Source organism: Cryobacterium algoricola (assembly GCF_004402485.1).
GTDB classification, from domain to species: domain Bacteria; phylum Actinomycetota; class Actinomycetes; order Actinomycetales; family Microbacteriaceae; genus Cryobacterium; species Cryobacterium algoricola.
Window position 1 is genome coordinate 93,033 of record NZ_SOFG01000024.1, and the last position, 25,528, is coordinate 118,560.

26 protein-coding genes are annotated in these 25,528 nt (G+C 68.3%); 14 read left to right on the forward strand and 12 right to left on the reverse strand.

Annotated elements, in window-relative coordinates; all coding sequences use genetic code 11:
- Nucleotides 1-158: 158 nt before the first annotated feature.
- The 3 genes from E3O44_RS17505 to E3O44_RS17515 all read left to right on the forward strand — a co-directional run bounded on the left by E3O44_RS17505 (nucleotide 159) and on the right by E3O44_RS17515 (nucleotide 2,864).
- Nucleotides 159-1,394 carry a sensor histidine kinase gene (locus E3O44_RS17505; RefSeq protein ID WP_134536193.1) on the forward strand — a complete coding sequence of 412 codons (1,236 nt, stop codon included), beginning with the start codon at nucleotides 159-161 and terminating at the stop codon, nucleotides 1,392-1,394.
- Nucleotides 1,391-2,014: a response regulator gene (locus E3O44_RS17510; RefSeq protein ID WP_134536195.1), complete on the forward strand. Its 624-nt coding sequence runs from the start codon at nucleotides 1,391-1,393 to the stop codon at nucleotides 2,012-2,014. The genes E3O44_RS17505 and E3O44_RS17510 overlap by 4 nt, the downstream gene beginning before the upstream one ends.
- Nucleotides 2,015-2,126: 112 nt before the next feature.
- Nucleotides 2,127-2,864, forward strand: coding sequence for a hypothetical protein (locus E3O44_RS17515; RefSeq protein ID WP_134536197.1), 738 nt, complete (start codon nucleotides 2,127-2,129; stop codon nucleotides 2,862-2,864).
- 18 nt (nucleotides 2,865-2,882) lie between these two features.
- Here the strand turns inward: E3O44_RS17515 and E3O44_RS17520 are convergent, their stop codons facing one another.
- Nucleotides 2,883-6,200, reverse strand: coding sequence for an EAL domain-containing protein (locus tag E3O44_RS17520; protein ID WP_134536199.1), 3,318 nt, complete (start codon nucleotides 6,198-6,200; stop codon nucleotides 2,883-2,885).
- A 242-nt stretch (nucleotides 6,201-6,442) separates the two neighbouring features.
- Here E3O44_RS17520 and E3O44_RS17525 point away from each other — a divergent pair, with 242 nt between their 5' ends.
- Both E3O44_RS17525 and E3O44_RS17530 read left to right on the forward strand, forming a co-directional pair.
- The gene (locus tag E3O44_RS17525) at nucleotides 6,443-7,027 is read left to right on the forward strand and encodes a hypothetical protein (RefSeq protein WP_134536201.1); all 585 of its coding nucleotides are present in this window, start codon (nucleotides 6,443-6,445) and stop codon (nucleotides 7,025-7,027) included.
- Entirely contained in the window at nucleotides 7,024-7,806 is a 783-nt protein-coding gene (locus E3O44_RS17530) for a PspA/IM30 family protein (protein WP_134536203.1), read from the forward strand. The genes E3O44_RS17525 and E3O44_RS17530 overlap by 4 nt, the downstream gene beginning before the upstream one ends.
- A 22-nt stretch (nucleotides 7,807-7,828) precedes the next feature.
- On the opposite strand, the gene E3O44_RS17535 is transcribed toward E3O44_RS17530, so the two are convergent.
- From E3O44_RS17535 to E3O44_RS17550, 4 genes are all read right to left on the reverse strand, one after another.
- Nucleotides 7,829-8,728 carry a hypothetical protein gene (locus E3O44_RS17535; protein ID WP_134536205.1) on the reverse strand — a complete coding sequence of 300 codons (900 nt, stop codon included), beginning with the start codon at nucleotides 8,726-8,728 and terminating at the stop codon, nucleotides 7,829-7,831.
- A 103-nt stretch (nucleotides 8,729-8,831) separates the two neighbouring features.
- Nucleotides 8,832-9,539, reverse strand: a complete 708-nt coding sequence (locus E3O44_RS17540; RefSeq protein ID WP_166792708.1) for a hypothetical protein — start codon at nucleotides 9,537-9,539, stop codon at nucleotides 8,832-8,834.
- A 47-nt stretch (nucleotides 9,540-9,586) separates the two neighbouring features.
- Nucleotides 9,587-10,048 carry a DUF6114 domain-containing protein gene (locus tag E3O44_RS17545; RefSeq protein ID WP_241976411.1) on the reverse strand — a complete coding sequence of 154 codons (462 nt, stop codon included), beginning with the start codon at nucleotides 10,046-10,048 and terminating at the stop codon, nucleotides 9,587-9,589.
- A gap of 32 nt (nucleotides 10,049-10,080) precedes the next feature.
- Nucleotides 10,081-10,677, reverse strand: a complete 597-nt coding sequence (locus E3O44_RS17550; RefSeq protein WP_134536209.1) for a DUF6230 family protein — start codon at nucleotides 10,675-10,677, stop codon at nucleotides 10,081-10,083.
- A gap of 212 nt (nucleotides 10,678-10,889) precedes the next feature.
- Here E3O44_RS17550 and E3O44_RS17555 point away from each other — a divergent pair, with 212 nt between their 5' ends.
- Nucleotides 10,890-11,501: a TetR/AcrR family transcriptional regulator gene (locus E3O44_RS17555; protein ID WP_134536211.1), complete on the forward strand. Its 612-nt coding sequence runs from the start codon at nucleotides 10,890-10,892 to the stop codon at nucleotides 11,499-11,501.
- Between the two features lie 19 nt (nucleotides 11,502-11,520).
- Here the strand turns inward: E3O44_RS17555 and E3O44_RS17560 are convergent, their stop codons facing one another.
- The 3 genes from E3O44_RS17560 to E3O44_RS17570 form a co-directional block, all read right to left on the reverse strand.
- A complete protein-coding gene (locus E3O44_RS17560; RefSeq protein WP_134536213.1) occupies nucleotides 11,521-11,817 on the reverse strand; it encodes a PGPGW domain-containing protein in 297 nt (98 codons plus the stop codon).
- Between the two features lie 79 nt (nucleotides 11,818-11,896).
- Nucleotides 11,897-12,259: a GntR family transcriptional regulator gene (locus E3O44_RS17565; protein WP_134536215.1), complete on the reverse strand. Its 363-nt coding sequence runs from the start codon at nucleotides 12,257-12,259 to the stop codon at nucleotides 11,897-11,899.
- 2 nt (nucleotides 12,260-12,261) lie between these two features.
- Nucleotides 12,262-13,191 carry a hypothetical protein gene (locus E3O44_RS17570; protein WP_134536217.1) on the reverse strand — a complete coding sequence of 310 codons (930 nt, stop codon included), beginning with the start codon at nucleotides 13,189-13,191 and terminating at the stop codon, nucleotides 12,262-12,264.
- A gap of 156 nt (nucleotides 13,192-13,347) precedes the next feature.
- On the opposite strand from E3O44_RS17570, the gene E3O44_RS17575 reads away from it, so the two are divergent.
- Complete coding sequence (locus tag E3O44_RS17575) at nucleotides 13,348-14,046, forward strand: NUDIX hydrolase (protein ID WP_134536219.1); 699 nt, start codon at nucleotides 13,348-13,350, stop codon at nucleotides 14,044-14,046.
- 420 nt (nucleotides 14,047-14,466) lie between these two features.
- Here E3O44_RS17575 and E3O44_RS17580 read toward each other — a convergent pair whose 3' ends face one another.
- The 3 genes from E3O44_RS17580 to E3O44_RS17590 all read right to left on the reverse strand — a co-directional run bounded on the left by E3O44_RS17580 (nucleotide 14,467) and on the right by E3O44_RS17590 (nucleotide 17,926).
- Nucleotides 14,467-15,321 (reverse strand): LLM class flavin-dependent oxidoreductase, encoded by an 855-nt coding sequence (locus tag E3O44_RS17580; RefSeq protein ID WP_134536220.1) that lies wholly within the window; start codon nucleotides 15,319-15,321, stop codon nucleotides 14,467-14,469.
- 107 nt (nucleotides 15,322-15,428) lie between these two features.
- The gene (msrA, locus tag E3O44_RS17585) at nucleotides 15,429-15,944 is read right to left on the reverse strand and encodes a peptide-methionine (S)-S-oxide reductase MsrA (RefSeq protein ID WP_134536222.1); all 516 of its coding nucleotides are present in this window, start codon (nucleotides 15,942-15,944) and stop codon (nucleotides 15,429-15,431) included.
- Between the two features lie 119 nt (nucleotides 15,945-16,063).
- On the reverse strand, nucleotides 16,064-17,926 hold the full coding sequence (locus tag E3O44_RS17590) for a DEAD/DEAH box helicase (RefSeq protein ID WP_134536224.1): 1,863 nt from the start codon (nucleotides 17,924-17,926) through the stop codon (nucleotides 16,064-16,066).
- 141 nt (nucleotides 17,927-18,067) lie between these two features.
- Between E3O44_RS17590 and E3O44_RS17595 the strand changes: the two genes are divergently transcribed.
- The 7 genes from E3O44_RS17595 (at nucleotide 18,068) to E3O44_RS17625 (ending at nucleotide 24,759) form a co-directional block, all read left to right on the forward strand.
- Complete coding sequence (locus E3O44_RS17595; RefSeq protein ID WP_134536226.1) at nucleotides 18,068-18,412, forward strand: metal-sensitive transcriptional regulator; 345 nt, start codon at nucleotides 18,068-18,070, stop codon at nucleotides 18,410-18,412.
- 49 nt (nucleotides 18,413-18,461) lie between these two features.
- A complete protein-coding gene (locus E3O44_RS17600) occupies nucleotides 18,462-18,707 on the forward strand; it encodes a heavy-metal-associated domain-containing protein (RefSeq protein ID WP_134536228.1) in 246 nt (81 codons plus the stop codon).
- On the forward strand, nucleotides 18,704-21,007 hold the full coding sequence (locus tag E3O44_RS17605; protein WP_134536230.1) for a heavy metal translocating P-type ATPase: 2,304 nt from the start codon (nucleotides 18,704-18,706) through the stop codon (nucleotides 21,005-21,007). The genes E3O44_RS17600 and E3O44_RS17605 overlap by 4 nt, the downstream gene beginning before the upstream one ends.
- Nucleotides 21,008-21,021: 14 nt before the next feature.
- Nucleotides 21,022-21,291, forward strand: coding sequence for an SHOCT domain-containing protein (locus E3O44_RS17610; protein WP_166792709.1), 270 nt, complete (start codon nucleotides 21,022-21,024; stop codon nucleotides 21,289-21,291).
- Nucleotides 21,292-21,450: 159 nt separating this feature from the next.
- On the forward strand, nucleotides 21,451-22,260 hold the full coding sequence (locus E3O44_RS17615; protein ID WP_134536232.1) for a DUF1206 domain-containing protein: 810 nt from the start codon (nucleotides 21,451-21,453) through the stop codon (nucleotides 22,258-22,260).
- Between the two features lie 134 nt (nucleotides 22,261-22,394).
- Entirely contained in the window at nucleotides 22,395-24,083 is a 1,689-nt protein-coding gene (locus E3O44_RS17620; RefSeq protein ID WP_134536233.1) for a long-chain-fatty-acid--CoA ligase, read from the forward strand.
- Between the two features lie 73 nt (nucleotides 24,084-24,156).
- A complete protein-coding gene (locus E3O44_RS17625) occupies nucleotides 24,157-24,759 on the forward strand; it encodes a sugar O-acetyltransferase (RefSeq protein WP_241976412.1) in 603 nt (200 codons plus the stop codon).
- 71 nt (nucleotides 24,760-24,830) lie between these two features.
- Here E3O44_RS17625 and E3O44_RS17630 read toward each other — a convergent pair whose 3' ends face one another.
- Nucleotides 24,831-25,475, reverse strand: coding sequence for a YitT family protein (locus tag E3O44_RS17630; protein WP_134536234.1), 645 nt, complete (start codon nucleotides 25,473-25,475; stop codon nucleotides 24,831-24,833).
- Between the last annotated feature and the right edge of the window lie 53 nt (nucleotides 25,476-25,528).

The following is a 25,528-nucleotide window of genomic DNA, read 5'->3' on the forward strand; positions in this document are numbered from 1 at the left end:
CTGACCACTCTGCCGGGAAGGGAACGCCCGGTCATCGTGCACCGGAACGGTCCTTCGGGCACGAAGGGCGGAGCATCCGCTACACCTTTCGAAGGATGCCGTACCGGTGGATTCCCCGTACGGTGGATGGGTGATCGTCGAGTGAGAGAAGCAACGCCATGACCGCGCACGGCTCGGGACTCGACTCCGTCTTCCTGGGCCTGCGGGTGAGCCTGCACCTGTTGGTGCTGGGCCTCGTCGTGTTCGTGGTCGCGATGGCCGGGCAGGCGGGGATGCCCGCGGCGGTCGTCATCATCTGCCTTGCCGCCGTGCTGCTCGGAACCTATGCCATGGGCACGCTGGTCGCCTCCACCCTCCCGCGCCGTTCCCCGCCCGGGTGGGCCCTGGCCTGGACGGCCGCCCTGAGCCTCGAGTGGGTCGTCCTCATGGCCTTCAGTCCGGAGTCGATCTACCTGCTCTTCCCGCTCTTCTTCATCTACCTGCATCTGCTCCCCGGCTGGACGGGCCCCGCAGCGGTCGCCCTCGCGACCGGGATCGCGATCGTCGCCTTCGGCGTGCATCGTGGATTCAGCGCGGGTGGTGTGATCGGCCCCGTGATCGGTGCCCTGGTCGCCGTGGTGATCGGGCTCGCGTACCGGTCCCTCACCAGGGAAGCCCGGGAACGGGACCGGCTGATCACTGAGCTGCAGGACACCCGAACCCAGCTCGCGGCGGCCGAGCGGGCCGCCGGAGTACTCGATGAACGCGGCCGGCTGGCCCGCGAGATCCACGACACGGTGTCCCAGAGCCTCTCCAGCATCGTGCTGTTGCTGCACGCCGCCGAGCGCTCGGTCGATTCCGGCGATGTTGTGCGGTCCCGGCTGGCACAGGCCAGGGATGCCGCCTCGCAGGCGCTCGGGGAAACCCGGTCCTTCATCGACGAACTGTCCCCGCCCGCCTTGCGCCAGTCCACCCTGATCGAGGCCCTCCGACGGCTGGCCGCCGAGACGGATGCGGCCAGCGGAATTCCGGTCAGGCTCACGGTATCGGGGGAGATCGGACTTCTTCCCACCCGGGTCGAAACCGCCCTGCTCCGGATCGCGCAGGGTGCGCTCGCCAATGCCGTGCAGCATGCCCGGGCGGAACGCATCGACGTCACCCTGAGCCGGCTCGACTCGGAGATCATCCTGGACGTCGTCGACGACGGGTCCGGTTTCGTCACCGAGTCCGGACCAGACCTCGTCACGGCGTCTGTGGAGTCCGCGACAAGGCTGCGCAGCGGCTTCGGGCTGCAGGCCATGCGTGAGCGGGTCACGGAACTGGGCGGCACGCTCACGGTCGAAAGTGCGTTGATCGCCCAGAACCGTCCCGGCCACGGCACCAGTGTCGTGGCGAGTTTCGAGGTTTCCCGATGACGATCCGGGTGCTCATCGCGGATGACCATCCGATCATGCGCAGCGGCCTGACGGCCCTGTTCGAACTGGAGGCGTCGATCGATGTCGTCGGCGCTGTCGGGACGACCGAGGACGCCATCGCTGACGCCGAGCGGCTTCGGCCGGATGTCGTGCTGATGGACCTGCAGTTCCAGGGACGATTCGAAGGCGCTGCGGCGACACGTCGCATCCGGTCGATGGACGACGCGCCTGCCGTCCTGGTCCTCACGAATTACGACGCCGAAAGCGACATCATCACCGCGATCGAGAGCGGTGCCGCGGGTTACCTCTTGAAGGACACCCCGCCGGACGACCTCATCGCCGCGGTGATCGCCGCGGCCGCCGGTCAGTCAGCGCTTGCGCCCGCCGTCGCCACCCGGCTGCTGGCGCGGGTGCGCGAGGCCCAGTCCGCGTTGAGCATCCGCGAACTGGAGGTCCTGTCGCTGGTCGCGGACGGCCACAGCAACGGGGACATCGCCCGCCTCCTGCACCTGAGCGAGACCACCGTCAAGTCGCATCTCGCGCACGTCTTTCCCAAGCTGAGTGTGACGAGTCGCACGGCGGCCGTTGCGGCCGCGCGTCAGGCCGGGCTCATCCGCTGATCCGGCACTCGGGTGTCCTGCCCGATTCTTGCGGGCGTGGTCAACGCCCGCCAAACGGTTAACGGTCTATGTTGATAAGGTGAACAACGGGTGAACGAAGCCTGATCGATCGGTGAACACGCACTGGTTTCGGTGGGGCTTCGCTGGTCCGTGGCGCCGACCGGATGCCGCACGGCACGCCGGCATCCGAGACCGGAGTCACCCCACGAACGATGCGCAGAACGACAGCAGCCCGTCGGTTCGGGCCCGGGTCCTCATCGTCGGTGGCTTCTGTGTCGCGACGGCGCTCATCTCCGCCGTCTGTGTCTTCGGAGCCTCCCGGAACCTGACCGCGACGTCGGCAGAAACGGCGTCCGTTGTGACCGTGACAGCCGGGGTCGTCCCCGGCTCCACAGCGGCGGCCGACGGCCTGGACAACCCGGATGGCTCCGGGATCGAGCTGAGCGTCGACGTGCTCGCCTCCCCGGCGATCGTCGACCAGGGTGCAGCCGCGGTCCGGCCTCCGTCGTCGACGGGCGACGACTTCGCCTCCACCGTCACGCTCACCGGCCGGCAGCCCGAGATCGACCTGTGCTCCGGACTCGTGGACACGACGGCCTGGTACGGCACGCCGATGCTGGTCGAGCATTGGGGCTGCGGCGGAGAACTCTTTCCCCGGTGGACCGGGGCGCAGGTCCGCCTCGCCGGCATCGACGCCGGCGTCTACCGGGTGACCGGGGTGATCGGGACCCTGAGCGCAGGCACCGCGATGGTCAGCGACGTTCCGCCTGGCCACGACCTCGTTTTTCAGACCTGCCTGAACGGTGACAGTGCAGACATGGTCCTCATCGGCTTGTCCCGGATCGGCTAGCTGCCCGGGGCGCTCGCGTTACCGGGCCGTCCGGTCCTGTCGTGGCCAGGGCGCCGGACGCCCGAACAGATAGCCCTGCCCGTGCAGCCAACCCTGCGCCAAAAGGGTCTGCGCCTGCGTCTCCGTCTCGATGCCCTCGGCGACACCCGTGAGCTTCAGGTGTGCAACGAGTCCCGCGAGGCCGGCCGCCAGCGCGTCGGCGCCGCGGTTGTCGTCGCCGAGGCCGGCGACGAAGCTCGCGTCGAGCTTGAGGCCCGTGACCGGGAGATCGCGCAGCAGTGAGATGGGGGAGAATCCGGTGCCGAAATCGTCGAGGTGCAGGCCGATGCCGAGATCGCGGACCGCGTCGAGGCTGCCCGTGGTCGAGGGCCGCAGCGACAGCACGGCCGTTTCGGTCACCTCGACTATGAGTCGGGACGGATCGACGCCGTGGGTTCGGAGGGTCGACGTGAAGGTCTCGGCCCAGGACTCGTGGGCCAGATCGACCGCGGACACGTTGACGCTGATCGTCGTCGTACCGTTGGGATCCGCGGCCAGGACAGAACAGACCTGGTCGAGCACGTACCGATCGATTCCGAGGACGAGCCGGGATTCCTCGGCGATCGGGAGGAACTCGGCCGGCGCGAGAAGTCCGCGTCCGGGGTGCTGCCAGCGGACGAGCGCCTCATAGCCCACGGTGGAGCGATCGAGGAGAGCGACGATCGGCTGGTAGTAGACGACGAAATCGCCCTTCTGCAGCGAGATGCGAATCTCGTCTTCGATGGTGAGCCGCTCCATCGCCTGGGAGTGCATCGTGTCGTCGAAGAACTGCCACCGGGCCCTGCCCGATTTCTTGGCCCGGAAGAGAGCGGAGTCGGTGTCCCGAAGGAGACTGGCCGCCGTGGACCCGACTGTTGAGAGGGCGATTCCCATCGACACCGTGGGGATGATCCGGTGGCCGTGGATCGAGAGTTCGGTGCTGAGCGCGGCGGTGATGTTCTCCGCGACACGTTCGACATCCGCCGGCTCGGACGCGTTCGGAACGACGACGACGAATTCATCGCCGCCGAAGCGTCCGACCCGGTCGTGGGGGAGCATGGCTGACGCGATCCGGTCGGCGATCACGGCGAGCACCTCGTCGCCGGCGACATGGCCGAGCGAGTCGTTGACGAGCTTGAAGTTGTCGAGGTCGATGAACAGCACGCCGACGGCCAGTCCCGAATCCCGGGATTCCTCGAGGTCGTGCTCGAGCGCGTGAAGGATCCATTCCCGGTTGTGCATCCCGGTCAGCCGGTCGTTGTGCGCCTGGAACAGCAGTTCCTCGCGAGACTCGTGCTCGGCCGTGACGTCTTCGAGCTGAACGACCAAACGTTCCGGTTCGCCCGAGCTGGTCCGGATCACCGACGCGGTCCGGCGCGCCCAGATGATCGCCCCGTCGGCCCTGACCAGGCGCAGCTCCCTGAAGGGCGTCTGAGCCGGCGTGGCGATCGTGAGCGCGCGCGCCGCGATCACGGTCTCCCGGTCGTCCGGGTGCACCAGCTCGTCTGTGCGCCTGGCGAGAAGCCAGGCTTCGTCGCGGAGGAGCATGGTGCACAAAGCCTCGTTCACGACCTGGATGCGTCCGCTGAGGTCGCAGAGGATCATGCCCGTCGTCGACGACGTCAGCACGGCCCGGAACAGCTCAACGGACTTCTCGAGGGACTGCCGCGCGACGGTCTCCTCGTGCACGTCGCGCAGGGAGATCACCCGGCCGGTGGTCTGGCCTGCCGCGTCGTGCAGGTCACGTGTCACGGTCGAGACCCAGCGATAAGTGCCATCGCTGCGCCGAACCCGGAACGGACTATGGCGCCGCACTCCATCGTTCTGTTGGGCGCGGGCTGCCAGCACGCCAGGGATGTCGTCGGGATGCACGAATTCGGCGGACGTCCGGTTCAGCAGGTCAGTGTGTTTCCAGCCCAGCGCCTCCTCAAGGGAGGGCGAAGCCCAGACATACCGGTCGGCGGAGTCGACCATGAGCACGACGTCGGAGGCGTTCTCGGCGAGCAGCCGGTAGCGCTGCTCCGAATCCAGGAGCGCCTGGACGGCGAGGTGCTGCTCCGTCACGTCCCGCCAGATCACGGACACACGGTCACTGACAGGGGCGGCGTGGAAGTCATACCATCGGTCCGGCCGGTCGCCGTGAGGTGACGTCGCCCGGAAGCCGTCGCGATGACACGGCACGCCCTGCTCGAGGACCTCCGAACAGAGATCGCCGATCGCCCCGGAGATCGCCGCCGGCATGGGGTTGAGCAGCGAGCCGCCGATGATCTGCCCCGCGGGCATCCGGTGGAAGGCGCAGGCCGCCGGATTGGCCTCGTCGACCAGAAAATCGATGATGGTCCCGCGGCTGTTGCGTACCGCCTGAACGAGGACGTATGGGTCGCCGAGACCGTCCAAAGACGCCTGCAGGATCCTCCGGTCGGTCCGCGCCGACTGCTCGGCCGCCACGAGTGCGCCGATGGCCGTGAAGTCATGGATGGCACCGACGACGGCGCCGTCCGGCGCAAGAGCGGGGCTCGACGACTGGAAGAACCATTGGTCGGACCCGTCCGTGCAGAGCACGCGAATGCGGCCGTGCGCCTTCGCCCCGTGGGCGACCAGGTCGGCGAACGTCGCGGCATCGGCTTGCTGGCCCGTCGGCCAGAGCCAGGACAGTGGGTTCCCGACGAGGGCGTCGCGGGCCCAGCCGATCGCCCGGGCCGTCGAGGGGGAGGCCCAGGACACGAGGCCGTCGAGGTCGGTGCGCAGCACGAAGTCGGTCACGTTGTCGGCGAGGGCGCGGTACCCGGCGAGCACGGTGTTGGTCGCCGTCCTGCCCTCAGCCGTGTCGGTCACCTCGTCCAGAAGGGCGAAGGCGCCCACGGTCGCACCGGCGTCGTCGACGACCGGTGTCCCCGACATCCTGAACCAGGCCAGACGAGCCGGGTTGGTGTCATCGCCGGGAACAAAGAGTCCGACCAGGGTTTCTGCTATCGGCGCTCCCGTGCGCATGGCTGACAAAGCCGGCAGATCGTGCAGGGCGATCGGGGCGCCCCACTCGTCGATGGGATTCCAATTCTGCGCCTCGGGAGTACGTCCGAGCTGATCGTCCCAGACCAGGTGCAACTGGCTGGTCGCGGTGAGGTTGGCGCCCAGGACCCTTCCATCCGGCGTCCCGTACGCGATAAGGCCGATGCCGGCGGGCACAAGGGGCCGCTGCAGCCGAACGGACATGGGAGTGTCGGTCGCCCACCGGGTCTCGGAGCCGCGGTCGGGGTTGATGACGGGGACTGGCTCGCCGTCGAACACGGGTTCAGCGCCGTCCGCGGCGCGGGGCACGCCGGGGCGCCTGGGCGACGACGGTATTCGGATGCATGCCGCCCCTGACTGCGGGGCGACGGCCTCGCGATTTCCTGACTTATCCTCGCACACCCCGACCCCCGTTTGGGGACCATGCCCGGGGGAGAAGTCTCGGCAGAATCCGGAGCAGCTACAGACAATTCGACGGACGCGAGCGTATTTTGTTCGGTGGAACACGGGGTCTCACTCGTGAGAGGAACAAGAAGGGCAAGGTGGCCGGCATGACAGCAGTTGCCGCGGTGATCCTGGCATTGGCATCCATCGTCGTTGTCTCCGTCGGCGCGACGATCGTGGTGGCACGGATGCTGTACAAACGCATTCGACGCAGCCGGGCTGTGGCCGGTGGGGTCCTCCGCACCCGGGCCGCGCTGAGCCGGGGACCGCAGCGCGAGGTCCTGGGATTGCGCATCCGGCTGAGGGGCGCTCTCGACAGCGGCCAGGCCGCGGTTGACCTCGCGCTCGGCAGCTATGGGCCACGGGGTGAGCTTCCCCGTCTGCTCCGCCGGATCCAGAGCGAAAGTGCAGCCCTCGACGCACAACTGGTGCTGTTGACGAGTGAGACCGATGCCGTCGTCCTCGCAGCGGAACTTCCGATGGCCAGACGTCGGGTCGACGACGTCGCCGGGCTTGTGCGTCGACTGCGGGCGACCGTCGCCGGTGGGCGCGGCGACCTCACCGACGATGTCCTTCTGGCGCTCCGCTCCGAGGTGGACCGCGAGGTCTCGGCGCTGGAGGCCGGAGTCCAGGAACTGCACGCACTCAACCTGCACGATCACCGCGACACCACAAGAGGGAGCGAATCATGAGCGCCACGTCACGGCTGCGCATTATCTTCCGGAGCAAGACGTCACGCGCCCTCGACCGGTTGGAAGACCCCGGAGAGGCCCTCGACGACAGCTATGAACAGCAAGTGAAGATGCTCCAGCAGGTGAGGCAGGGGCTCGCGGAGGTGACGACGGCGAAGAAGCGCATCGAGCTGCAGGGGCAGGAGATGGGCGCCCGGTATCAGCGGCTGGCGGATCAAGCCAGGGAAGCCCTCACCCAGGGCCGCGAGGATCTCGCCAGAACCGCCCTCGAACGTCGGTCCTTCCTCGAAGGGCAGGTTGGGTCCATTCGTGAGCAGTACGCGACCCTGCAGCGGCAGCAGACGCAGCTCCAGGACAACGAGCGGCGCCTCTCCGAACGCGTCGCCGCGTTCCGCACCGAGAAGGAAACGCTAAAGGCCACATACGCCGCCTCCGAAGCCCAGGCCAGGGCGAACGAAGCGGCGGCGGGCATCGGCTCCAACCTGGGCGATGTCGGCGCCAGCCTCGATCGGGCCAAGGACCGGATCGCCCAGATGCAGGCCAGGGCGGCGGCGACCGATGAGCTCCTCGCGAAGGGGGTCCTCTCCGATCTCACCGCGCCGGCGGACGCGGATCTCGACCGGCAGTTGTCTGCGGGCGTGATCCAGGCATCCGTCGAGCGGCAACTGCAGGAACTGAAGAGTGCCGGCGCGGCAGAAAGCGAGGGTCACGGCACGACACCTCAGGGGGCTGGACCTGACGCGTGGCTGAGCATCGGGCAGGGGCCGAACACCCCCTGAGGGAAGCGGCCGGTGCCGAGACTCAGGTCTGGGATTCCCCGGTGCCGAGTGGTTCGCCGGCGCGCCAGTAGTTGAGGCTCAGTGCGACCCCGACGACGAAGAGGGCGGCTCCGATGAGGACGGTGGCCTGGAAGAACGGCTCGTCCTCGAAGGCGAGGGCGATCCAGCATGCCCCGAGAAAACCGCCGCCGAAACCGGCGAACCAGAGGTCCAACCGCCAGCGGTATGTCATCCACCGCCAGAATCCCTGGCCTGAGCCGCCGGAGGCCGCCTCCGGATGGGTCCACACCCAGGCCAGGTAGAACGACTTCTTGATCAGGGAGGCGAGGATGGTCGCGAAGAGGCCGCCCGCGATGACGCCGTAACTGCCGAGGAAGAGCCAGACCGCGGTCGACTGCTCCTCGCGCAACCCGTCCGGCCAGCCGCCGGCCATCATGCTTCGCACAGGCACGGCGATCAGGGCGACCCAGGCCGCCAACGGCAGCAGGAGCCAGAGCGCATGCGCCCAGAGCGCGAGGGGCCGGTAGACCGCGACGTTCGAGCCGCCGCGCATGAACGTCGTCTCCCGGCCGTAGTACGAGCCGCGACTGAGCTGATACCCGGGGAAGAGGAAGCACGCCGCGACGAGCATCATGCAGGCCGGGATGCTGACCAGGAATGAGAGGACGGACATCTCGCGTTCGATGAAGCCGAATTCTGCACGGTACGTGATGGTGTTGTCGTTGAGTGCGGCCAGCGCCTCCCCCTGGATCGTCGCCATCCGGTAGAGCGTGTACCCGAGCAGGGCAACGGCGAGGAGGGCGACGATCGTCCCGACCGCCAGGAGGATGCGCGGCAGTCGGGTGCTCCGAGGCTTTCGTGCGCGCCGGTCGGCATCGGGAACGGCTTTGGCGGGCGGGCGATGGGACGATGTGGAGCTCACGCTGTAGGACCTTCTCGTTCTTAATGTCCGGGCCACGCACGGAAAATTTCGTGCGAAGGTACGAACCCACCCTACTGGGGGCCATCGGGCAACTGCGCCGGTGTCAGCTGACGCTCTGGTGCGGCTGGCTGTACCCGATGGATTCCGCCATGGTCCCGACGAGCCCGAGGGTCACTGCGCCCAGTGCGGGCGGCAGGCCGCCTGATGGGGGAGTGGCCGGTCCGAAGGTGACGCTTGTCCCGTCGGCGAGGGTCGTGGTGATCGAGTCCAGGTAGACCTGCACGTTGCCGTGCAATTCCATCCGCGGAGAACTCGTGACGAGCCCGGACCCGGACGCCGACCGCACGTCGATGACGGCGTCCGTCAGTACGATGTCGTCGGCCACGATCCTGAGCACGGGGACGGAGGTGCCGTCGGCACGCGACACGGTCACGACCGTCACCGAGGCGAGCCCGGTGACAGTCATCGAGGACGCGCCGAGTTTCGCGGCCGAGTCGCCGAAGACGGGCGCGCTCGGGTCCGGCGCGGCGACAACCGCCGCCGCGCTCTGCACGGGCGCAGCCGGAGTCGCGGCGACGACAGCCGGCCCGGTGGCAGGGGTCGGGATGACGACCGGAGCCGGAACCGGAACCGGAGCCGGAGTCGCCGGTGCCGTGGGGACCGTGGTGGGGGTCGCATCCGTTGCTGCGGACGGAACGGGCGTCGGCGTCGGGGCGGTGCAGTCCACGAGGAGCAGGTCGCACGGCACCGCCTGGTTCGGCGACGGCATCGCCGCCGCACCGATGGACGACAGCGAGAGCACGAGCCACACGCCGACGACACCTGGTCGCGGCGTGCGGCTCCGCACGCGGCCGCGCATCACAGCGCACGTCGCGAACGGGGGCGTTCTTCGAACAGCTCGCCCAGCTGGATCTCGGGCTCCTCGATCTCTCGGTCGACCAGTGCGACGGCGGTCCCCGCCCGGGCCGGCTTCGGCATCCACGCGACGATCAGGATTCCGCCGATCGCACCCAGGATCATCCCCATGAAGAACCCGCCGAGGTTGACGCCGACGAGCGAATAGATCGAGAACACCAGCGTGATCACCCCGTAGAAGATCCGGTGCGCGGGCATTGCGATTGCGAGGATCCCGAGCAGCACCACGATCACCGGGATGATCATCGCCTGCATGCCTTCGATCCCGACCTGCACGTGGATCGTGCCGACGTCGAGCTGGCCGGAGAAGAACATCTCCACTCCGGCCAGCACGACGAGGATGCCACCGACGAACGGTCTCTGACGGCGCCAGGCAGTGAATGTGGCCCACGTGCTGGTTTTCATCCGGTCTCCTCCGTGGTGACGGGGTGCTTCGATTAGAAGCACTCAGTTCCGTTGGTCAACTGCAGGTGCATGCCGTTCAGAGTGAACACAGAGGCCTGGGTGCTCCAGGCCGTCTGCTGGAGTCCGGCGACCTTGATCGTGTCGGCGTCCTGGGCGAAGTCGCCCGTCGTTCCCTTTGCGGCTGTCTTCACCGCGGCGGCATCCACACCGATGCGGATGTTGCCGAAGGTCGCGTCTCCCTTGAGGTCGGTCATGCCGATCTGCAGGTCGGTGGCGGTGGCCGGCTTGCCACCGCCGCCCGCACCGATGAGCAGGCCGACCTTGCCGAGCGGGGTCACGGCGACAACGGACTGGCAGAGGTCGGCCAGGCTCGCGGTCGCGATGTTCGCGATGGCGACGGGGTGGTACGTGCCCGTCTTGCCTTCCTGGGCGACGCCCCCGTACTGCGAGAAGCCCGTCCCGTCGAGCTGCGATGCGCTGATCTTGAACTGGCCTCCCGACACCGCGAACGAGACGGGTACGGCGCCGTTGGCCACCCCCGCCATGAGAACGGTGGACAGCAGGGCCACGGGAACCGCGGCGAGCACGATCCGTCCGGCGTGGGTGCCGGTGAGCTTGGTCAACTTCATAGATCCTCCTTGATCTGGGCAAACAGTCCGGCAGGTCGTTATTGACTCGCCAACCAATAAGCGCTGTTGACGAGTGTACTAATAGCCCGATTCGGGAAACATCACGGTTTGGCAACACTTTCCAGCAACTGCTAACCGGGCCTTCAGATGGGTGTGACCGGTTCGAGGGACGCCGCGGACGGCCCGCCGCCGAACGCGGATATGCTCTAACCATGGAAACGGAGCGGCGAACGCGGCTGACTCCGGACGAGCGCCGGGCGCAGCTGGTCGCGCTCGGAGTGAAGTCGCTCGTGGACCAGCCGTTGGAATCGCTCACCATCGACTACCTGTCCGCGCGGGCCGGCGTTTCCCGCGGGCTACTGTTCCATTACTTCACGTCGAAGAAGGGCCTGCACCGCGAAGTGGTGCGCACAGCCCGCGACGCCATGCTGGATGCGACGGAACCGGCCCCCGAACTGCCGCCGCGTGAACGGCTCCGCGACACCCTGACCCGGATCGTGCGCTTCGTGCGCGACTACCGTGGAACCTTCTTCTCCCTCGTGCGCGGTGTCGCAAGCGGCGACACGGAAGTGCGCGAGGTGTTGGAAGAGGCGCGGGCATCCCAGGCCGATCGGGTGATCACGGTCTTCCTGGAACTCGGAGTCGCGGATTCGGAGTTGCTGCGTCTCGCCCTGCGCTCGTGGGTCGGCTTCGCCGAGGACATCCTCGTCGATCTCGCGCTCAATACCGAGATGCCGGCCGAGGAGATCGTCTTGTTCCTGGAGCGGAGCGTCACGGCGATCGCGGCATCCGTCGACCCGCGGCGCACGATCGCGCTCGACTGAGGTTCGTCCCGGATCGCGACTAGTCCCGGCGAGCGTCCCTGCGGTCCTGCCGCAACTGGGAGACCTTGGCGGCGCCCTTCCTGGCGAGGCCGTTCGCCCGGCGGCTGACCTTCTTCGCACCCTCGAACTCGGTGCCGAGCAGCGCGAGGCCGCCGAGACTGATGAGAGCACCGGGACCGGGGAGGGGAATGAGCACGATGCCGAGCACGACGGTACCCCCGCCGATGACGCCGACGGAGGTGCGGTAGACGCGGTCGACGGTGCGATTGCGGCCGATGAGCTCGCGGGCGGAGTGGGCTACAGTTCTGACCGGCATGCGGCGAGTGTAGCCGACCCGGCTGGGCTGGCGGCAGGCGGGGGAGCCGGTGCCGTGTTCGCCGTGCGTGCGGCGTGTCCTAGGCCGGTTCGGCGTTGAGCGCCCTCGTCACAAGCGCAATCGCGTCGTCGTCGCTGAGTCGCGCGGCCCGCGCTTCCCTGGCGAATGCCGAAGCCGCGCTCTCGACCCGCTGCCGGTCGGAGTGACTTTCGGCGGCAATGAACGTGCCGTGGCGCCCGCGGGTGATCACGACTCCGGCGCGCTCAAGTTCGCGATAGGTTCTCGCCACGGTATTGGGGGCGATGCCCAGGTCGGCCGCGAGCTTCCGCACGGTCGGGAGGCGGGCATCCGCTTGCAGGCCGCCGGTGCGCACGAGCTCCATGATCTGAACGCGCACCTGTTCGAACGGCGGGACCGCCGAGCGGGGGTCGATGACGAGCATGCTCAGCTTGCTGCCGCGGGGTCGGCCGGCGATGCGGTGAGGTCGGGCCAGAGTCGACGCCGGAAACGGTCCGTTGCGTTTCCGATGCTGAACCAGAGCAGGATAGCCAGGTAGCCCCAGTTGAAGATCTGCGGCCCGAGGCCGATGCTCCATGTCGTTCCGCGAAGCGCATCCCAGCCGCCCAGAATGCCGAGGCTGACGGCGCCGGCGGCAAGCCACGCGATGATGGTCTGGAACAGGAGAAGCGAGCGGAAGGTTTCCGCACGGAATGCGTCGTCCCACGCGAGTTCGAGCTCGGTGGTGGCGGGTTGGGTGTGCGTCAGCACCCTGCGGCTCGCCGCGCTGCCCGCGAGGAGCACGGCCGAGGCGAGGGCGAGCACGGGAAGAGCGGGGCTGGCCAGGAACGCGCCCAGGTCGACGGTGCCGGTGAGCCCGAGCAGGATGCCCGCGATTGTCAGTACGAATGACAGGAGGACCAGGAGTGGAGCGGCACGCAACCGCCAGGGACTCACATAGTCGCTCAGCGTGACAATCGTCGGCCTCGCCAGACGAGGGGCATCCGCGGGCGGACGGAAGAGCGATTCCCGTAACGAAGCAGCAACGCCCAGGGCAGAGACGCTGATCAGGGTCGCGGGGACGACGACCAGCCAGATGAAAACAGGAGAGGCGAGCGACGGCTGAATCACGAGCACCACGGCGGACACCAGCAGTCCGAAGAGACCACCGACGAATGCTGCGGTATTCCTGGCCCGGAGCCGTGTGCGAATGGCGCGTGCGATGTCATCGCTCTGCATCGGAAGGCCGGCTTTCTGCCAGAACTGGAGGAAGACGCGATCCCGAGACCGTTCGGTCCGGGCGTAGAGCAGCGAGCCGAGGGCCAGGAGCGCAAGCGCACCCAGGCAGATCCAGGTGAAGATGAGCTCGAATGACATGCTGCCCCCGTTGATCGTACGTCCCCTCAATGTAGCAGTACAAAGCCGGGTGGGCGCGCGGCGCAGGTGTGGCGCGGCGGGTATTCGATCGACGTTGGAGCACCCGCTCACTGAGAGTGCTGGCACGTCCCAGACGGGCTGGCTTTGTAGGCTTGCATGATGCTGCCTACGACGAACGACCCTCGACGTCAGCTCGCGGCCCTGTGCGAGCGCGGCCTGGACTGGCACACGGGAGCGACCCGTTCCCTGCCGGATTCGGCGCAGGCCAGGCACGCTGCCGTGCTCGTCCTCTTCGGGGTGCTCGACTCGTCTCTTGCGCAACCCGCGAGAACCGGGCGGGCTCGGGAGCAGGTTCCACGCGACCTCGACGTCTTGCTGCTGCGCCGGGCGGCAACGCTCGGGAGTCACCCGGGTCAGATCGCCTTCCCGGGTGGGCGGCTCGAAGCGACCGACGCCGGCCCGATCGCGGCGGCGCTGCGGGAGGCCGTGGAGGAGACCGGCCTCGACCCGGAAGGTCTCGAGCCGCTCGGTACGCTCCCGGCGCTGCCCGTTCCGGTGAGCAACCACCTGGTGACGCCGGTGCCGGCCTGGTGGACTCGGGAGTCGGAGGTGGCCGCCGTCGATCATCTGGAGACGGTCGACGTCTTCCGGGTACCCGTCGGAGACCTGCTCGACCCCGCCAATCGGGTGAGCACGGCACACGAGGTCGGGGGAGAAACCTTCCGGTCGCCGGCCTTCGCGGTCGACGGGCGGCTGATCTGGGGCTTCACAGCGATCGTGCTCTCTCGGATGTTCGACGAACTCGGCTGGGCAGACCCCTGGGACCAGGGCAGGACCGTGCTGCCGGACCTCTGACGGCGGCGCCCACCCCGCGCCCCCGCCGGGCCCGCGTCCGCGCAATCGGTGGCTAATTCAGGAGATCTGTGGGGCTCGGACGGATCGGCCGCTCTGGTACACAGGACCGCCTGGGTCCGGCGGGCGAATATCCTGAGTTAGCCACTGGCCGACCCGCTGACGCTGGGCTGGCGGCCCGAACGGCTACTGCTATTCGGCCTGGATTCTCCTGGCGTCGGAGCCATCGGCAGGGGTCCGGAGCACCCCGTTGTCTGCGCCATCGGTGGCTAACTCAGGAAGCCTGCCGGCCGTCGGGCCGGCGGTCGCGGAATCCTGGGGGTGCCGGACCGGGTTGCATCAGGTCTTCCTGCGTTAGCCACCGCGCGGCGGTGAGCAGGGCCGGTGTCCATGGAACCGGATCGACAGGCGTGGCGGCGGCGGTCAGTGACGGGCGGCGGCCACGAGGGCGCTGGTGGCCGGGGCCACTTCGGCCCCGATCCTGCGGATCTCATTCGCGTCGTCGCTAGCCACGATGAAGGTGTCGAACCCGTAGTCGAGCGCGAGCTCCGCGAGGTACTCGGGCCGGGCATCCGCCAGGCTCACGTTCAGCAGCCGGCGGATGCTGGATGGTTCCCGCCCGGAGGCGATGGCGGCCGCGTCGATGCGGGCGTTTCCCTCGCCGAGCGCGGCCAGGGAGTCGAAACGCCCGAGGGAGGGCAGCCAGCCGTCGGCCGCCGTGCCGACGAGACGCAGCATGCGCGGTTTGTAGGCCCCGAGCCAGATCGGGATCGGGTGGGCCGGTGCCGGCCCGCGCCGGGCGCCGACCAGCCGGTAGTACTCGCCGTCGCGATAGATGGCGCCGCGGGTGTCGGTATCCCAGATATCCCTGATCACGCCGATCGCCTCCGCGAGGGCAGAGACTGCCTCACCGGGCGTGCGACGTTCCTCGCCCATGGACACGATCGCGTCCCAGAATCCACCGGTGCCGAGGCCCAGGGCCACCCGGCCCCCGGTGAGGAGGTCGAGCGACGCGGCCGAGCGTGCGAGCACTGCTGGTGGCCGCAACGGCAGGTTGTGCACGTCGCCGGCCAGCTGCACGCGTTCGGTGCGCGCCCCAACCCAGGACAGCAGGGTCCAGGTGTCGAGGAATTTCGGCTGGTAGGGATGGTCCTGGAAGGTGACGAGGTCGAGCCCGGCCCGTTCGGTGGCCACGGCCAGGGCCACCGTCGACGCGGGATCCGCGGCGGACGGGGTCACGAAGGTTCCGAACGAGAGCGTGGTGCCGTAGTCGGTCATGGGGCTCGCATCCACTCCGAGTGTGCCGGCCTGGTGTCGGGTGCCGGCCTGGTGCAGAGGGGCGCGTGTCCCCGGCGATCGAGTCGCCGGGGACACGCGGACAGGCGTCAGACCACGGATGTCTCCGTGCGGGCGGGCAGGCGCCAGCCCGGCCGGACGTAGTGGCAGGTGTATCCGGCCGGGTACTTCTCCAGGTAGTCCTGGTGCTCGTCCTCGGCCTCCCAGAAATCGCCCGCCGGCTCGACCTCGGTGACGACCTTGCCCGGCCAGAGACCGGAGGCGTCAACGTCGGCGATCGTGTCGCGGGCGACCCGTTCCTGCTCGGGCGTCGTGTAGTAGATCGCCGAGCGGTAGCTGCGACCGACGTCGTTGCCTTGCCGGTTCTTGGTCGACGGGTCGTGGATCTGGAAGAAGAATTCCAGCACCTCACGGTAGCTGATCACCGCGGGATCGAAGACGATCTCGACGGATTCGGCGTGGTCGCCGTGGTTGCGGTACGTGGCATTCGGGGTGTCGCCACCCGAGTAGCCGACCCGCGAGGAGATGATTCCGGGGCGCCGGCGCAGCAACTGCTGTGCTCCCCAGAAACACCCTCCGGCCAGGATCGCTCGTTCTGTAGTCATGATTCCTCCACATCCGTTGGGGTGACCGTGGGCGGCGTTCACACGTCGCCCACGAATCACTGGATAGAACACCGCTCGGGGCGCAGATGTTCCATCACCGTGCCACTTGTCTCCGGGAGCTAGTCGCGGCGGGGGTGGCGGGGGGCGCGGTCCTCGCGGCGAACGGGGCCGCTGTTGTCGGGCTGGATCTCGATGAGCTTGCCGCTGATCCGGGTACCCACGAGACGATCGAGAATGTCCTGGGACAGGTTCTCGGGGAGCTCGACGAGCGAGTAGTCCGGGTTGATCTGGATGTGCCCGAAGTCCTCGCGGCTCAGGCCGCCCTCGTTCGCGATCGCGCCGACGATCTGGCGCGGCTCGACCTTCTGGCGCTTGCCGACCTCGATCCGGTAAGAGACGAGCGGGATGGTGCTGTCGCGGGGACGCGGTTCGGGACGCTCGCTCTTGCGGGGGCGGTCGTCGCGGTCCCAGCGGTCGTCGCGTCCGCCACGGTCATCGCGTCCGCCGCGGCTGTCGCGGCTGTTGCGATCGTTGCGGGGCGCGTAGCTGCCCGAGTCACTGCGCTCGGAGCGTTCGCGTTCGTTGCGCTCGCGTTCGTCGCGACGCTGGTTGCGGGCATCCTGCTCGGAGAGGAGCAGCGGGGTCTCGCCCTGGGCGACGACCGCGAGGGCTGCGGCGACGTCGGCCTCCGGCACGTCGTACTGCTCGACGTAGTGCGCGATGATGTCGCGGAACCGGTCGACGCGGGCGGTCTGGCCCAACGCCTCGGTGATCGCGTCGTCGAAGCGCGCCAGGCGGGTGATGTTGACGTCCTCGACGCTCGGCAACTGCATCTGGGTGAGCGGCTGGCGGGTGGCCTTCTCGATGGCGTTGAGCAGGTGACGCTCGCGGGGCGTGACGAAGCTGATCGCCGCGCCACTGCGCCCGGCTCGGCCGGTGCGGCCGATCCGGTGCACATAGGACTCGGTGTCGATCGGGATGTCGTAGTTGATGACGTGGCTGATGCGCTCGACGTCGAGGCCGCGGGCGGCGACATCCGTTGCGACGAGGATGTCGAGCTTGCCGGACTTCAGCTGCTCGACGGTGCGTTCACGCTGGGCCTGCACGACGTCGCCGTTGATCGCGGCGGCCGAGTAGCCGCGTGCACGCAGCTTCTCGGCGAGGGTCTCTGTCTCGTTCTTGGTGCGGGTGAAGACGATCATGCCCTCGAAGTTCTCGACCTCGAGGATGCGGGTGAGCGCGTCGACCTTCTGCGGGTACGAGACCATCAGGTAGCGCTGGGTGGTGTTCGCGGAAGTCGTGGTCTTGGTCTTGACCGTGATCTCTTCGGCATCGTGCAGGTACTTCTTGGCGATGCGCCGGATGGACGCGGGCATGGTCGCCGAGAACAGCGCGACCTGCTTGTCTTCCGGGGTGTCGGCGAGGATCGTCTCGACGTCTTCGGCGAAGCCCATCTTGAGCATCTCGTCGGCCTCGTCGAGCACGAGGTACTTGAGTTCGGACAGGTCGAGGGTGCCCTTGGCGAGGTGGTCCATGATGCGGCCGGGAGTACCGACGACCACGTGCACGCCGCGACGGAGCGCGGACAGCTGGACGCCGTAGCCCTGTCCACCGTAGACGGGGAGGACGTGCACGCCGCGCATGTGCGAGGCGTAGCTTTCGAAGGCCTCACAGACCTGGAGCGCGAGCTCACGGGTCGGGGAGAGGACGAGGGCCTGCGGGTTCTTCTGCGCCATGTCGAGGCGGGACAGGATCGGCAGCGCGAACGCGGCCGTCTTTCCGGTGCCGGTCTGGGCGAGGCCGACGACGTCGCGCCCGGCGATGAGAGGAGGAATGGTGGCGGCCTGGATGGCCGAGGGAGTTTCGTACCCGACGTCCTTGAGGGCTTTGAGCACGGCATCGGTCAGGCCGAGTTCGGAGAAGGTCTTCGCGACGAGGGCAGTTGCTGCCTCGCTCGGCGCTGTTGTATCAGGAGGCGTCATGTTATCAAAGGTAGTCGGTCGAAGCTCACCCCCCTATTAGGGAGACCGGGCCATCGGGACTAATCGGGCCGAATATGTACCATAGGGGGGTATCGGGTGTACCATAGGGGGGTATCAAGGACCTACGAGGAAGACAGCGCGATGACGGATGTCAGTGCAACCGACGTCAGTTCGACCGAGGCGAGTGCAGACCCGCACAGCGGTCCGCACGGCTACATGTCCAACAAGGACGCCTACCTGAAACGACTGCGCCGGATCGAGGGCCAGGCCCGCGGGCTGCAGGGCATGGTCGCGGACGACAAGTACTGCATCGACATCCTCACCCAGGTCTCGGCGATGACGAGCGCCCTGCAAGCGGTCGCTCTCGGCCTGCTCAACGACCATCTCAGCCACTGCGTGGTAGAGGCCGCCGTCAAGGGCGGCGATGAGGCCGACGCCAAGGTCAAAGAGGCCTTCGACGCCATCGCGAGGCTCGTGCGGTCCTGAGCTTCGGCTCGCCCCATTCACCATCAGGAACCAGAAAGAAGTGCATTTCATGATCGGACAGACGGACAACGACCTCGGCCTCAGCGAATACCAGGTGACGGGGATGACCTGCGCGCACTGCGTCGCGGCCGTGACGAAGGAGGTCGGCAAGCTCGCCGGCCCGGAGAACGTCTCGATCGCCCTCGTCCCGGGCGGTACCTCCGTCCTGACGGTGACCGGTGCCCCGCTCGATCGCGCGGCCGTCGCGGCGGCCATCGACGAAGCGGGTTACGAACTGGTCGCTGAGTCACGATGACCACCGAACGCGTCGACCTTCTCGTGGGCGGGATGACGTGTGCCTCCTGCGCCACCCGGATCGAAAAGAAGCTCAACCGGATGCCCGGAGTCGAGGCATCCGTCAACTACGCCACGGAGAAGGCGAGCGTCTCCCTCCCCGAGGGCACCACCGTCGATCAGGCCATCGCCGTGATCGAGGACACCGGCTATACCGCCGAGAGGCCGAAGCCGCCAGAGCCGGCCGCGGGGACCTCCGGGGGCGTCGCCGCTCCCACCGCACAGGAACTCGAAGTCGCGAGCCTGCGCCACCGCCTCCTCGTCTCGACGGCGCTCGCGATACCGGTCGCCGCCCTGTCGATGATTCCCGCCCTGCAGTTCACCAACTGGCAGTGGCTCGCCCTCACCCTGGCCGCGCCCGTCGCCGTCTGGGGTGCCTGGCCGTTCCACCGCGCCATGTGGACGAACCTCCGGCACGGCGCCACGACCATGGACACCCTGATCAGCATGGGCATCATCGCCTCGCTCGGCTGGTCGCTCTACGCACTCTTCTTCGGCACTGCCGGCATGCCGGGCATGCGGATGACCTTCAGTCTCACCGCCTCGGCCGGCGGGGGAGCGAACGAAATCTACCTCGAGGTCGCATCCGCGGTCACGGTCTTCCTCCTCGCCGGCCGGTACTTCGAGGCGCGAGCGAAGAAACAGTCAGGGGCGGCCCTCACCGCCCTGCTCGAACTGGGCGCCAAGGAGACCGCCGTGCTCCGTGACGGCGTCGAGGTCATCGTGCCGACATCAGCCCTTGTCGTCGGCGACCTGTTCGTCGTGCGGCCCGGCGAGAAGATCTCCACGGATGGCGTCGTCGTCGAGGGCGTGTCCGCGATCGACGCGAGCATGCTCACCGGCGAAGCCGTGCCCGTCGAGGTCGGTCCCGGCGCGGTCGTCGTCGGGGCGACCCTCAACTCGGGCGGCCGGCTCGTGGTCAGGGCGACCCGGATCGGTGCCGACACCGAACTCGCCCAGCTCGGGCGCCTCGTCGAACAGGCCCAGACCGGCAAGGCCGAGGTACAGCGCCTCGCCGACCGGGTCTCCGGGGTGTTCGTACCGATCGTGCTCGGCCTGTCCCTCGCGACCCTCGTGGTCTGGCTCCTCGTCGGGGCAGCTCCCGTCGTCGCCTTCACCGCCGCCGTCGCGACCCTCATCATCGCCTGCCCGTGCGCGCTCGGCCTGGCCACCCCGACCGCCCTGCTCGTCGGCACCGGCCGCGGCGCGCAGCTCGGCATTCTGATCAAGGGCCCGCAGGTGCTCGAATCGACCCGTCGCGTCGACACCATCGTGCTCGACAAGACCGGCACCGTGACCACCGGGCGGATGTCCCTGGTCCAGGCGGTCCCCGTCTCCGGGCTCGAGGCCGCCGAGTTGCTCCGGTTCGCCGGGGCCGCAGAGGCCGGCTCCGAACACCCGATCGCGAAGTCCATCGTGACCGGGGCCAGGGATCTCGTCGGCGCTCTCCCCGCGGCCGAATCGTTCGCCTCCGCGGACGGCCTCGGCGTGCAGGCCGTCGTCGACGGTCGCCTCGTCGCCGTCGGTCGTCCGCGCTGGCTCACCGAGCAGTGGGGCATCGTCTTCCCGCCCGATCTCGTGGCTGCGCTCACCGCGGGCGAGGGCAGGGGCGAGACCCCGGTCGCTGTGGCCTGGGACGGACAGGCTCGCGGCATCCTCACGGTCGCCGACACCGTCAAGGACACGAGCGCCGCCGCGATCGCCGAATTCCGCCGCCTCGGCCTGACCCCGGTGCTCCTGACCGGAGACAACGAGACCGTCGCCCGCAACGTCGGAACCCTGGTCGGCATCGACGATGTGCGCGCCGGCGTGCTTCCGGCCGAGAAGGCCGAGGTCATCCGCGCGTTGCAGGCCGAGGGCAGGGTCGTGGCCATGGTCGGCGACGGCGTGAACGACGCCGTCGCGCTCGCCACCGCCGACCTCGGCATCGCGATGGGAACCGGCACCGACGTCGCGATCGAAGCGAGCGACCTCACCCTCATCCGCAGCGACCTCATCGCGGCAGCGGATGCGATCCGGCTGTCCCGTCGCACGCTCGGTACGATCAAGGCGAACCTGTTCTGGGCCTTCGCCTACAACGTGGCTGCGATTCCACTCGCCATGCTCGGGCTGCTCAATCCGCTGATCGCGGGAGCCGCGATGGCATTGTCCTCGGTCTTCGTGGTGAGTAACAGCCTCCGGCTCCGCGGTTTCCGCGGACTGGCGCTACCGGCTGCCGCCCCTCGCACCCCCACGGGTGTGGCGAGTAGCGTGACGGCATAACGAAGGAGAACAGCATGATGTGGGGCAACGGGTACGGCATGCACTTCGTGTGGTGGATCTGGCCGGTCGGGCTCGTCCTGATCCTCGGCGTGGTCCTGCTGACCATCGTCACCATCCGGATCTTCAGCGGTGGGCCCGGCGTGAGTGGACCGCAGGCCGGCCCTCCTCCCGGGCCGGGCGCCACCGGACGCAGCGCGGCACGCCTCGTCCTGGACGAACGCTTCGCGCGGGGCGAGCTCGACGCCGAGGAATACCGGCACCGGGTTCAGGTCCTCGGCGAGTAGCCGACTCCGGTTCAGGCTCTGACGTCACAGTCGCCGCCGCGCCCGTTTCGTCCGGCCGCCACCGCCGTTTCGGGCGCGGGCTGCCGATTCGGTAGCGGCGAAGACCCGGCGCATGGACCTGCACGTGTCCCGAGCCTGCCAGGCGCCTAGGCTGGTGCCGTGGACAGTGACTCGGCTTCTGACGCCGCCCAGGCAGCACAGCACAGCGGCCCGCTGCGGGTGCTGGCGCGGCTGGGCTTTGCCGCCAACGGGCTGTTGCATCTTCTGATCGCGGGCATCGCCATTGCGATCGCGCTGGGAGCCGGTCGCGACAGCGCAGACCAGTCCGGCGCCCTCGGCCAGATCGCAGCGAGTCCTGGGGGTCTGTTCGTGCTCTGGGTCATCGTCGTCGGAATGTCGGCCCTCGGGCTTTGGCTGCTCCTCGGCGCGTTCCTGCTGAAGGGCTCTGACCCCAAGCGCGTGTGGACGCATCGGCTGGTCGAGATCAGCAAGGCCGTCGTCTATCTCGCGCTGGCCGTCACGGCCGCCGTCTTCGCGGCCGGCGGCAGCACGAGTTCTTCCGGCAGCGCGCAGGACGCGAGCGCGACCCTGCTCGCGACGCCCGGCGGAGTGGTGCTGCTCCTGGCGGGAGGTCTGGCCCTGCTCGGCATCGGCGTGTACTTCGTGCAGAAGGGCGCCCGCAAGAAGTTCACCGAGGACCTCTCGGTGCCCGATGGATCGGCCGGGACCGTCGTCGTGGTCCTCGGCGTGGTGGGGTACATCGCCAAGGGCATCGTGCTCGGCGTCGTAGCGATTCTGATCGTGCTGGCAGCCCTGACCGTAGATCCGAGCAAATCGACGGGGCTCGACGGTGCGCTCAAGGCCCTTGCGGCTCTCCCGTCGGGCGGGCTCATCCTGGGCGGAATCGGCGTCGGCCTGGTCATGTACGGCGTGTACTGCTTCGCGCGGGCCTGGCGCGCCCGCTTTTAGCCGTCGCCGCGCCCGTTTCGGCAGGCCGCCACCGCCGTTTCGGGCGCGGGCTGCCGATTCGGTAGCGGCGGCGATCCCGAGCCCGAGCCTCGTGTCGCGCGGTGGAGGGGAGCGCTTCGCGGGATGATGTCCCCATGCCGAACACGGAAAACGCGCCCTGGGTAAAGAACTACCAACCGGGGGTTCCTGCCGAAATCGACCTTCCGACGGAGTCGCTCGTCGCGATGCTCGAACACTCCGTCGCCGAGGCGGGCGACCACCCCGCCCTCGAGTTCTTCGGGCGGAGGACGACGTACGCCGAGCTCGGCGAGCAGGTCGACCGCGCGGCGGAGGGCCTCCGCCACCTCGGCGTCCGGGCCGGCGACCGGGTCGCGCTCCTGCTGCCGAACTGCCCGCAACACGTCGTCGCGTTCTACGCGGTGCTGCGCCTCGGCGCGGTCGTGGTCGAGCACAACCCGCTCTACACCTCCCGTGAACTCCGCCACCAGTTCGAGGACCACCAGGCCCGCATCGTGATCGCCTGGGACAAGACGGTTGCGGCCATCCGTGCCTTCCCCGCCGACATCGAGATCGACCACATCGTCTCGGTCAACCTGCTGATGGCGTTCCCGACGATCAAGCGCCTCGCCCTCTACCTGCCCGTCAAGAGCCTGCGCGAGTCCCGCGAGGCGCTCACCGGCTCCGCGCCGGGCACGATCGCCTGGAAGGAACTGCTCACGCACGGTCGCATCGATCCGGAGCACCCGCATCCGTCGGTCAACGACCTCGCCGCCATTCAGTACACGTCAGGGACCACCGGGCGCCCCAAGGGCGCGATGCTCACCCACTTCAACCTCTATTCGAACGCGCTCCAGGGCGAGGCGTGGATGCACGGCGCCGAGTACCGCAAAGAGATCTTCTACGCGATCCTGCCGATGTTCCACGCCTTCGGCATGACGCTCTACCTGACCTATGGCATCCGCAAGCAGGCCCTGCTCGTACTGTTCCCCAAGTTCGAGCCCGGCCTAATCCTCGCCGCGATGAAGAAGTCACCCGCCACCGTCTACTGCGCCGTTCCGCCGATCTACGAGCGCACCGCACGGGCAGCGCAGGAACAGGGCGTCTCGCTGCGCTCCTGCAAGTACTGCATCTCCGGGGCGATGAACCTGCCCGCGCACGTCGTCGAACTCTGGGAATCGGTCTCCGGCGGGCTCCTCGTCGAGGGCTACGGGATGACCGAATCCTCCCCGGTCGCCCTCGGCAACCCGTTCTACTCCACTCGCCGTCCCGGCACGATCGGGGTGCCGTTCCCCTCGACCCTGATGAAGGTCGTCGACCTCGACGACCCGAGCATCGAAGTGGCCCAGGGAGAGCCGGGGGAGCTGCTGCTCAAGGGCCCGCAGGTCTTCCAGGGCTACTGGAACAACCCCGAGGAAACCAAGAAGGCGCTCCTGCCGGGAGGCTGGCTCCGCACCGGCGACATCGTCACCGTCGACGCGGATGGCTTCACGACCATCGTCGACCGGGCCAAGGAGCTCGTCATCACCGGAGGGTTCAACGTCTCACCCACCGAGGTGGAGACGGCGCTGCGCCTGCACGCCTCCGTCAAGGACGCCGCGGTCTTCGGCAAGCCGCTCGAGCGCGGCGGGGAGATGGTCGTCGCGGCCGTGGAGCTCGAGCCCGGCACGACGCTCGACCAGGAGGCCCTGCGCGCACACTGCCGCGAACTGCTCGCCGCATACAAGATCCCGCGCCGCATCGTGCAGATCGACGACATGCCCCGGTCGATGCTCGGCAAGATCCTGCGCAGGCAGGTGCGCGAGCAGGTGCTGCCGCTGCTCTGAGGGGGACCGTGCTCGCCGCTGACTTTGTTGTTTTCGAGAACAAAAGCGGGCCGCGCGGTTTAGGATTGATCGCGTGGACCTCACCGAACGACCGACCCCCGATCCCGACCGCTCCGAATTCGACAAGATGGTCGCGGGGGACTGGTATCGCTACCGGTCCGGCCCTGAACTCGCCGAAATGACGAACAGCACCCAGCGCACCTGCCGGCGCATCACGGCCCTCTACGACGAGGACAGGGACGCCGCATACGCCTTACTGACGGGCATGCTCGGTACGGCGGGGGAGAACCTCGACTTCCGGCCGCCGATGTACCTCGACTACGGCTCCCGCCTGCACATCGGCAGGGATACCTTCATCAACGGTGACTTCCTCACCCTGGGCGGCGGTGAGATCACGATCGGGAACAACGTGCTGATCGGGCCGAGCGCCCGGCTCTACACGCCGATCCACGCGCTCGACGTCGACGAGCGACGCGCGGGCTACGAGCGCGTGCTGCCGATCCACATCGGCAACGATGTCTGGCTCGGCGGCAACGTCGTCGTGTGCCCCGGGGTCACGATCGGTGACGGCAGCGTGATCGGGGCCGGGTCCGTCGTCACCAAAGACGTGCCGGCCGGGGTCATCGCCGTCGGCAACCCGGCCAGGGTCGTACGCACGATCGGCGAGCCGGAGTAGGACGCGAGCGAAGCCGGGTAGAGCGGCACTCTGCCGAGCGGAGCCCGGCCGCGTGCAGCGGATGCTGCGGCTCAGGTACCGAGGTACCGTCCGGGCCGGTGGTTGAGCGCGAGCACGAGGTTGAGCACGATCGCGCCCGCTGCCGAGAGGGCGACGTTCACGGGTGAGACGACCGTGATCGCAGCGACGACGACGGTCACGTCGAACACCATCTGCACATACCCGGCACGCCAGCCGAGACGCTCCTGCAACAGCAGGGCGAGGATGTTGAACCCGCCCAGGCTCGCCTTGTGACGGAACAAGACGATGAGCCCGACCCCGATCACGAGGTTGCCGAACAGCACGCCATAGACCGGATTGAGGTGCTCGATCCCGAGGGCATACGGGTGCAGGGACGAGAACGCGGAGACGAGCGCGACCGCGACGACGGTGCGCAGCGTGAAGTTCCAGCCCTTCTTCCACAGGGCGAGGGCGAAGAACGGCACGTTGATCGCGAAGAAGAACACCCCGAAGGGAACGGGAACGGCGTAACTCAGCAGGAGCGCGAGTCCCGCCGTACCGCCGGTCACCGCCGCGCTCGCCTTGAGCAGGAACAGCCCGAACGAGGCGAGGAGGGTGCCGGTGAGGATTCCGAGAACGTCCTCCACGGCCGAATGGCGCGGGGCGACATCCGTGTTGAGTGTTCTGGGCTCGGCGGCCACGGGAGTTTTCGGCATTCTGCAAGTCTGCACGATGGTGCGGGTATCGTTTCGCACCCCCGCGTGGTTGC

Coding starts and splice junctions, on each gene's coding strand:
- E3O44_RS17505 (WP_134536193.1), top strand. CDS start 159: ATGACCGCGCACGGCTCGGGACTCGACTCCGTCTTCCTGGGCCTGCGG.
- E3O44_RS17510 (WP_134536195.1), top strand. CDS start 1,391: ATGACGATCCGGGTGCTCATCGCGGATGACCATCCGATCATGCGCAGC.
- E3O44_RS17525 (WP_134536201.1), top strand. CDS start 6,443: ATGACAGCAGTTGCCGCGGTGATCCTGGCATTGGCATCCATCGTCGTT.
- E3O44_RS17530 (WP_134536203.1), top strand. CDS start 7,024: ATGAGCGCCACGTCACGGCTGCGCATTATCTTCCGGAGCAAGACGTCA.
- E3O44_RS17545 (WP_241976411.1), bottom strand. CDS start 10,048: ATGAAAACCAGCACGTGGGCCACATTCACTGCCTGGCGCCGTCAGAGA.
- E3O44_RS17550 (WP_134536209.1), bottom strand. CDS start 10,677: ATGAAGTTGACCAAGCTCACCGGCACCCACGCCGGACGGATCGTGCTC.
- E3O44_RS17555 (WP_134536211.1), top strand. CDS start 10,890: ATGGAAACGGAGCGGCGAACGCGGCTGACTCCGGACGAGCGCCGGGCG.
- E3O44_RS17560 (WP_134536213.1), bottom strand. CDS start 11,817: ATGCCGGTCAGAACTGTAGCCCACTCCGCCCGCGAGCTCATCGGCCGC.
- E3O44_RS17565 (WP_134536215.1), bottom strand. CDS start 12,259: ATGCTCGTCATCGACCCCCGCTCGGCGGTCCCGCCGTTCGAACAGGTG.
- E3O44_RS17570 (WP_134536217.1), bottom strand. CDS start 13,191: ATGTCATTCGAGCTCATCTTCACCTGGATCTGCCTGGGTGCGCTTGCG.
- E3O44_RS17575 (WP_134536219.1), top strand. CDS start 13,348: ATGATGCTGCCTACGACGAACGACCCTCGACGTCAGCTCGCGGCCCTG.
- E3O44_RS17580 (WP_134536220.1), bottom strand. CDS start 15,321: ATGACCGACTACGGCACCACGCTCTCGTTCGGAACCTTCGTGACCCCG.
- msrA (WP_134536222.1), bottom strand. CDS start 15,944: ATGACTACAGAACGAGCGATCCTGGCCGGAGGGTGTTTCTGGGGAGCA.
- E3O44_RS17590 (WP_134536224.1), bottom strand. CDS start 17,926: ATGACGCCTCCTGATACAACAGCGCCGAGCGAGGCAGCAACTGCCCTC.
- E3O44_RS17595 (WP_134536226.1), top strand. CDS start 18,068: ATGACGGATGTCAGTGCAACCGACGTCAGTTCGACCGAGGCGAGTGCA.
- E3O44_RS17600 (WP_134536228.1), top strand. CDS start 18,462: ATGATCGGACAGACGGACAACGACCTCGGCCTCAGCGAATACCAGGTG.
- E3O44_RS17605 (WP_134536230.1), top strand. CDS start 18,704: ATGACCACCGAACGCGTCGACCTTCTCGTGGGCGGGATGACGTGTGCC.
- E3O44_RS17610 (WP_166792709.1), top strand. CDS start 21,022: ATGATGTGGGGCAACGGGTACGGCATGCACTTCGTGTGGTGGATCTGG.
- E3O44_RS17620 (WP_134536233.1), top strand. CDS start 22,395: ATGCCGAACACGGAAAACGCGCCCTGGGTAAAGAACTACCAACCGGGG.
- E3O44_RS17630 (WP_134536234.1), bottom strand. CDS start 25,475: ATGCCGAAAACTCCCGTGGCCGCCGAGCCCAGAACACTCAACACGGAT.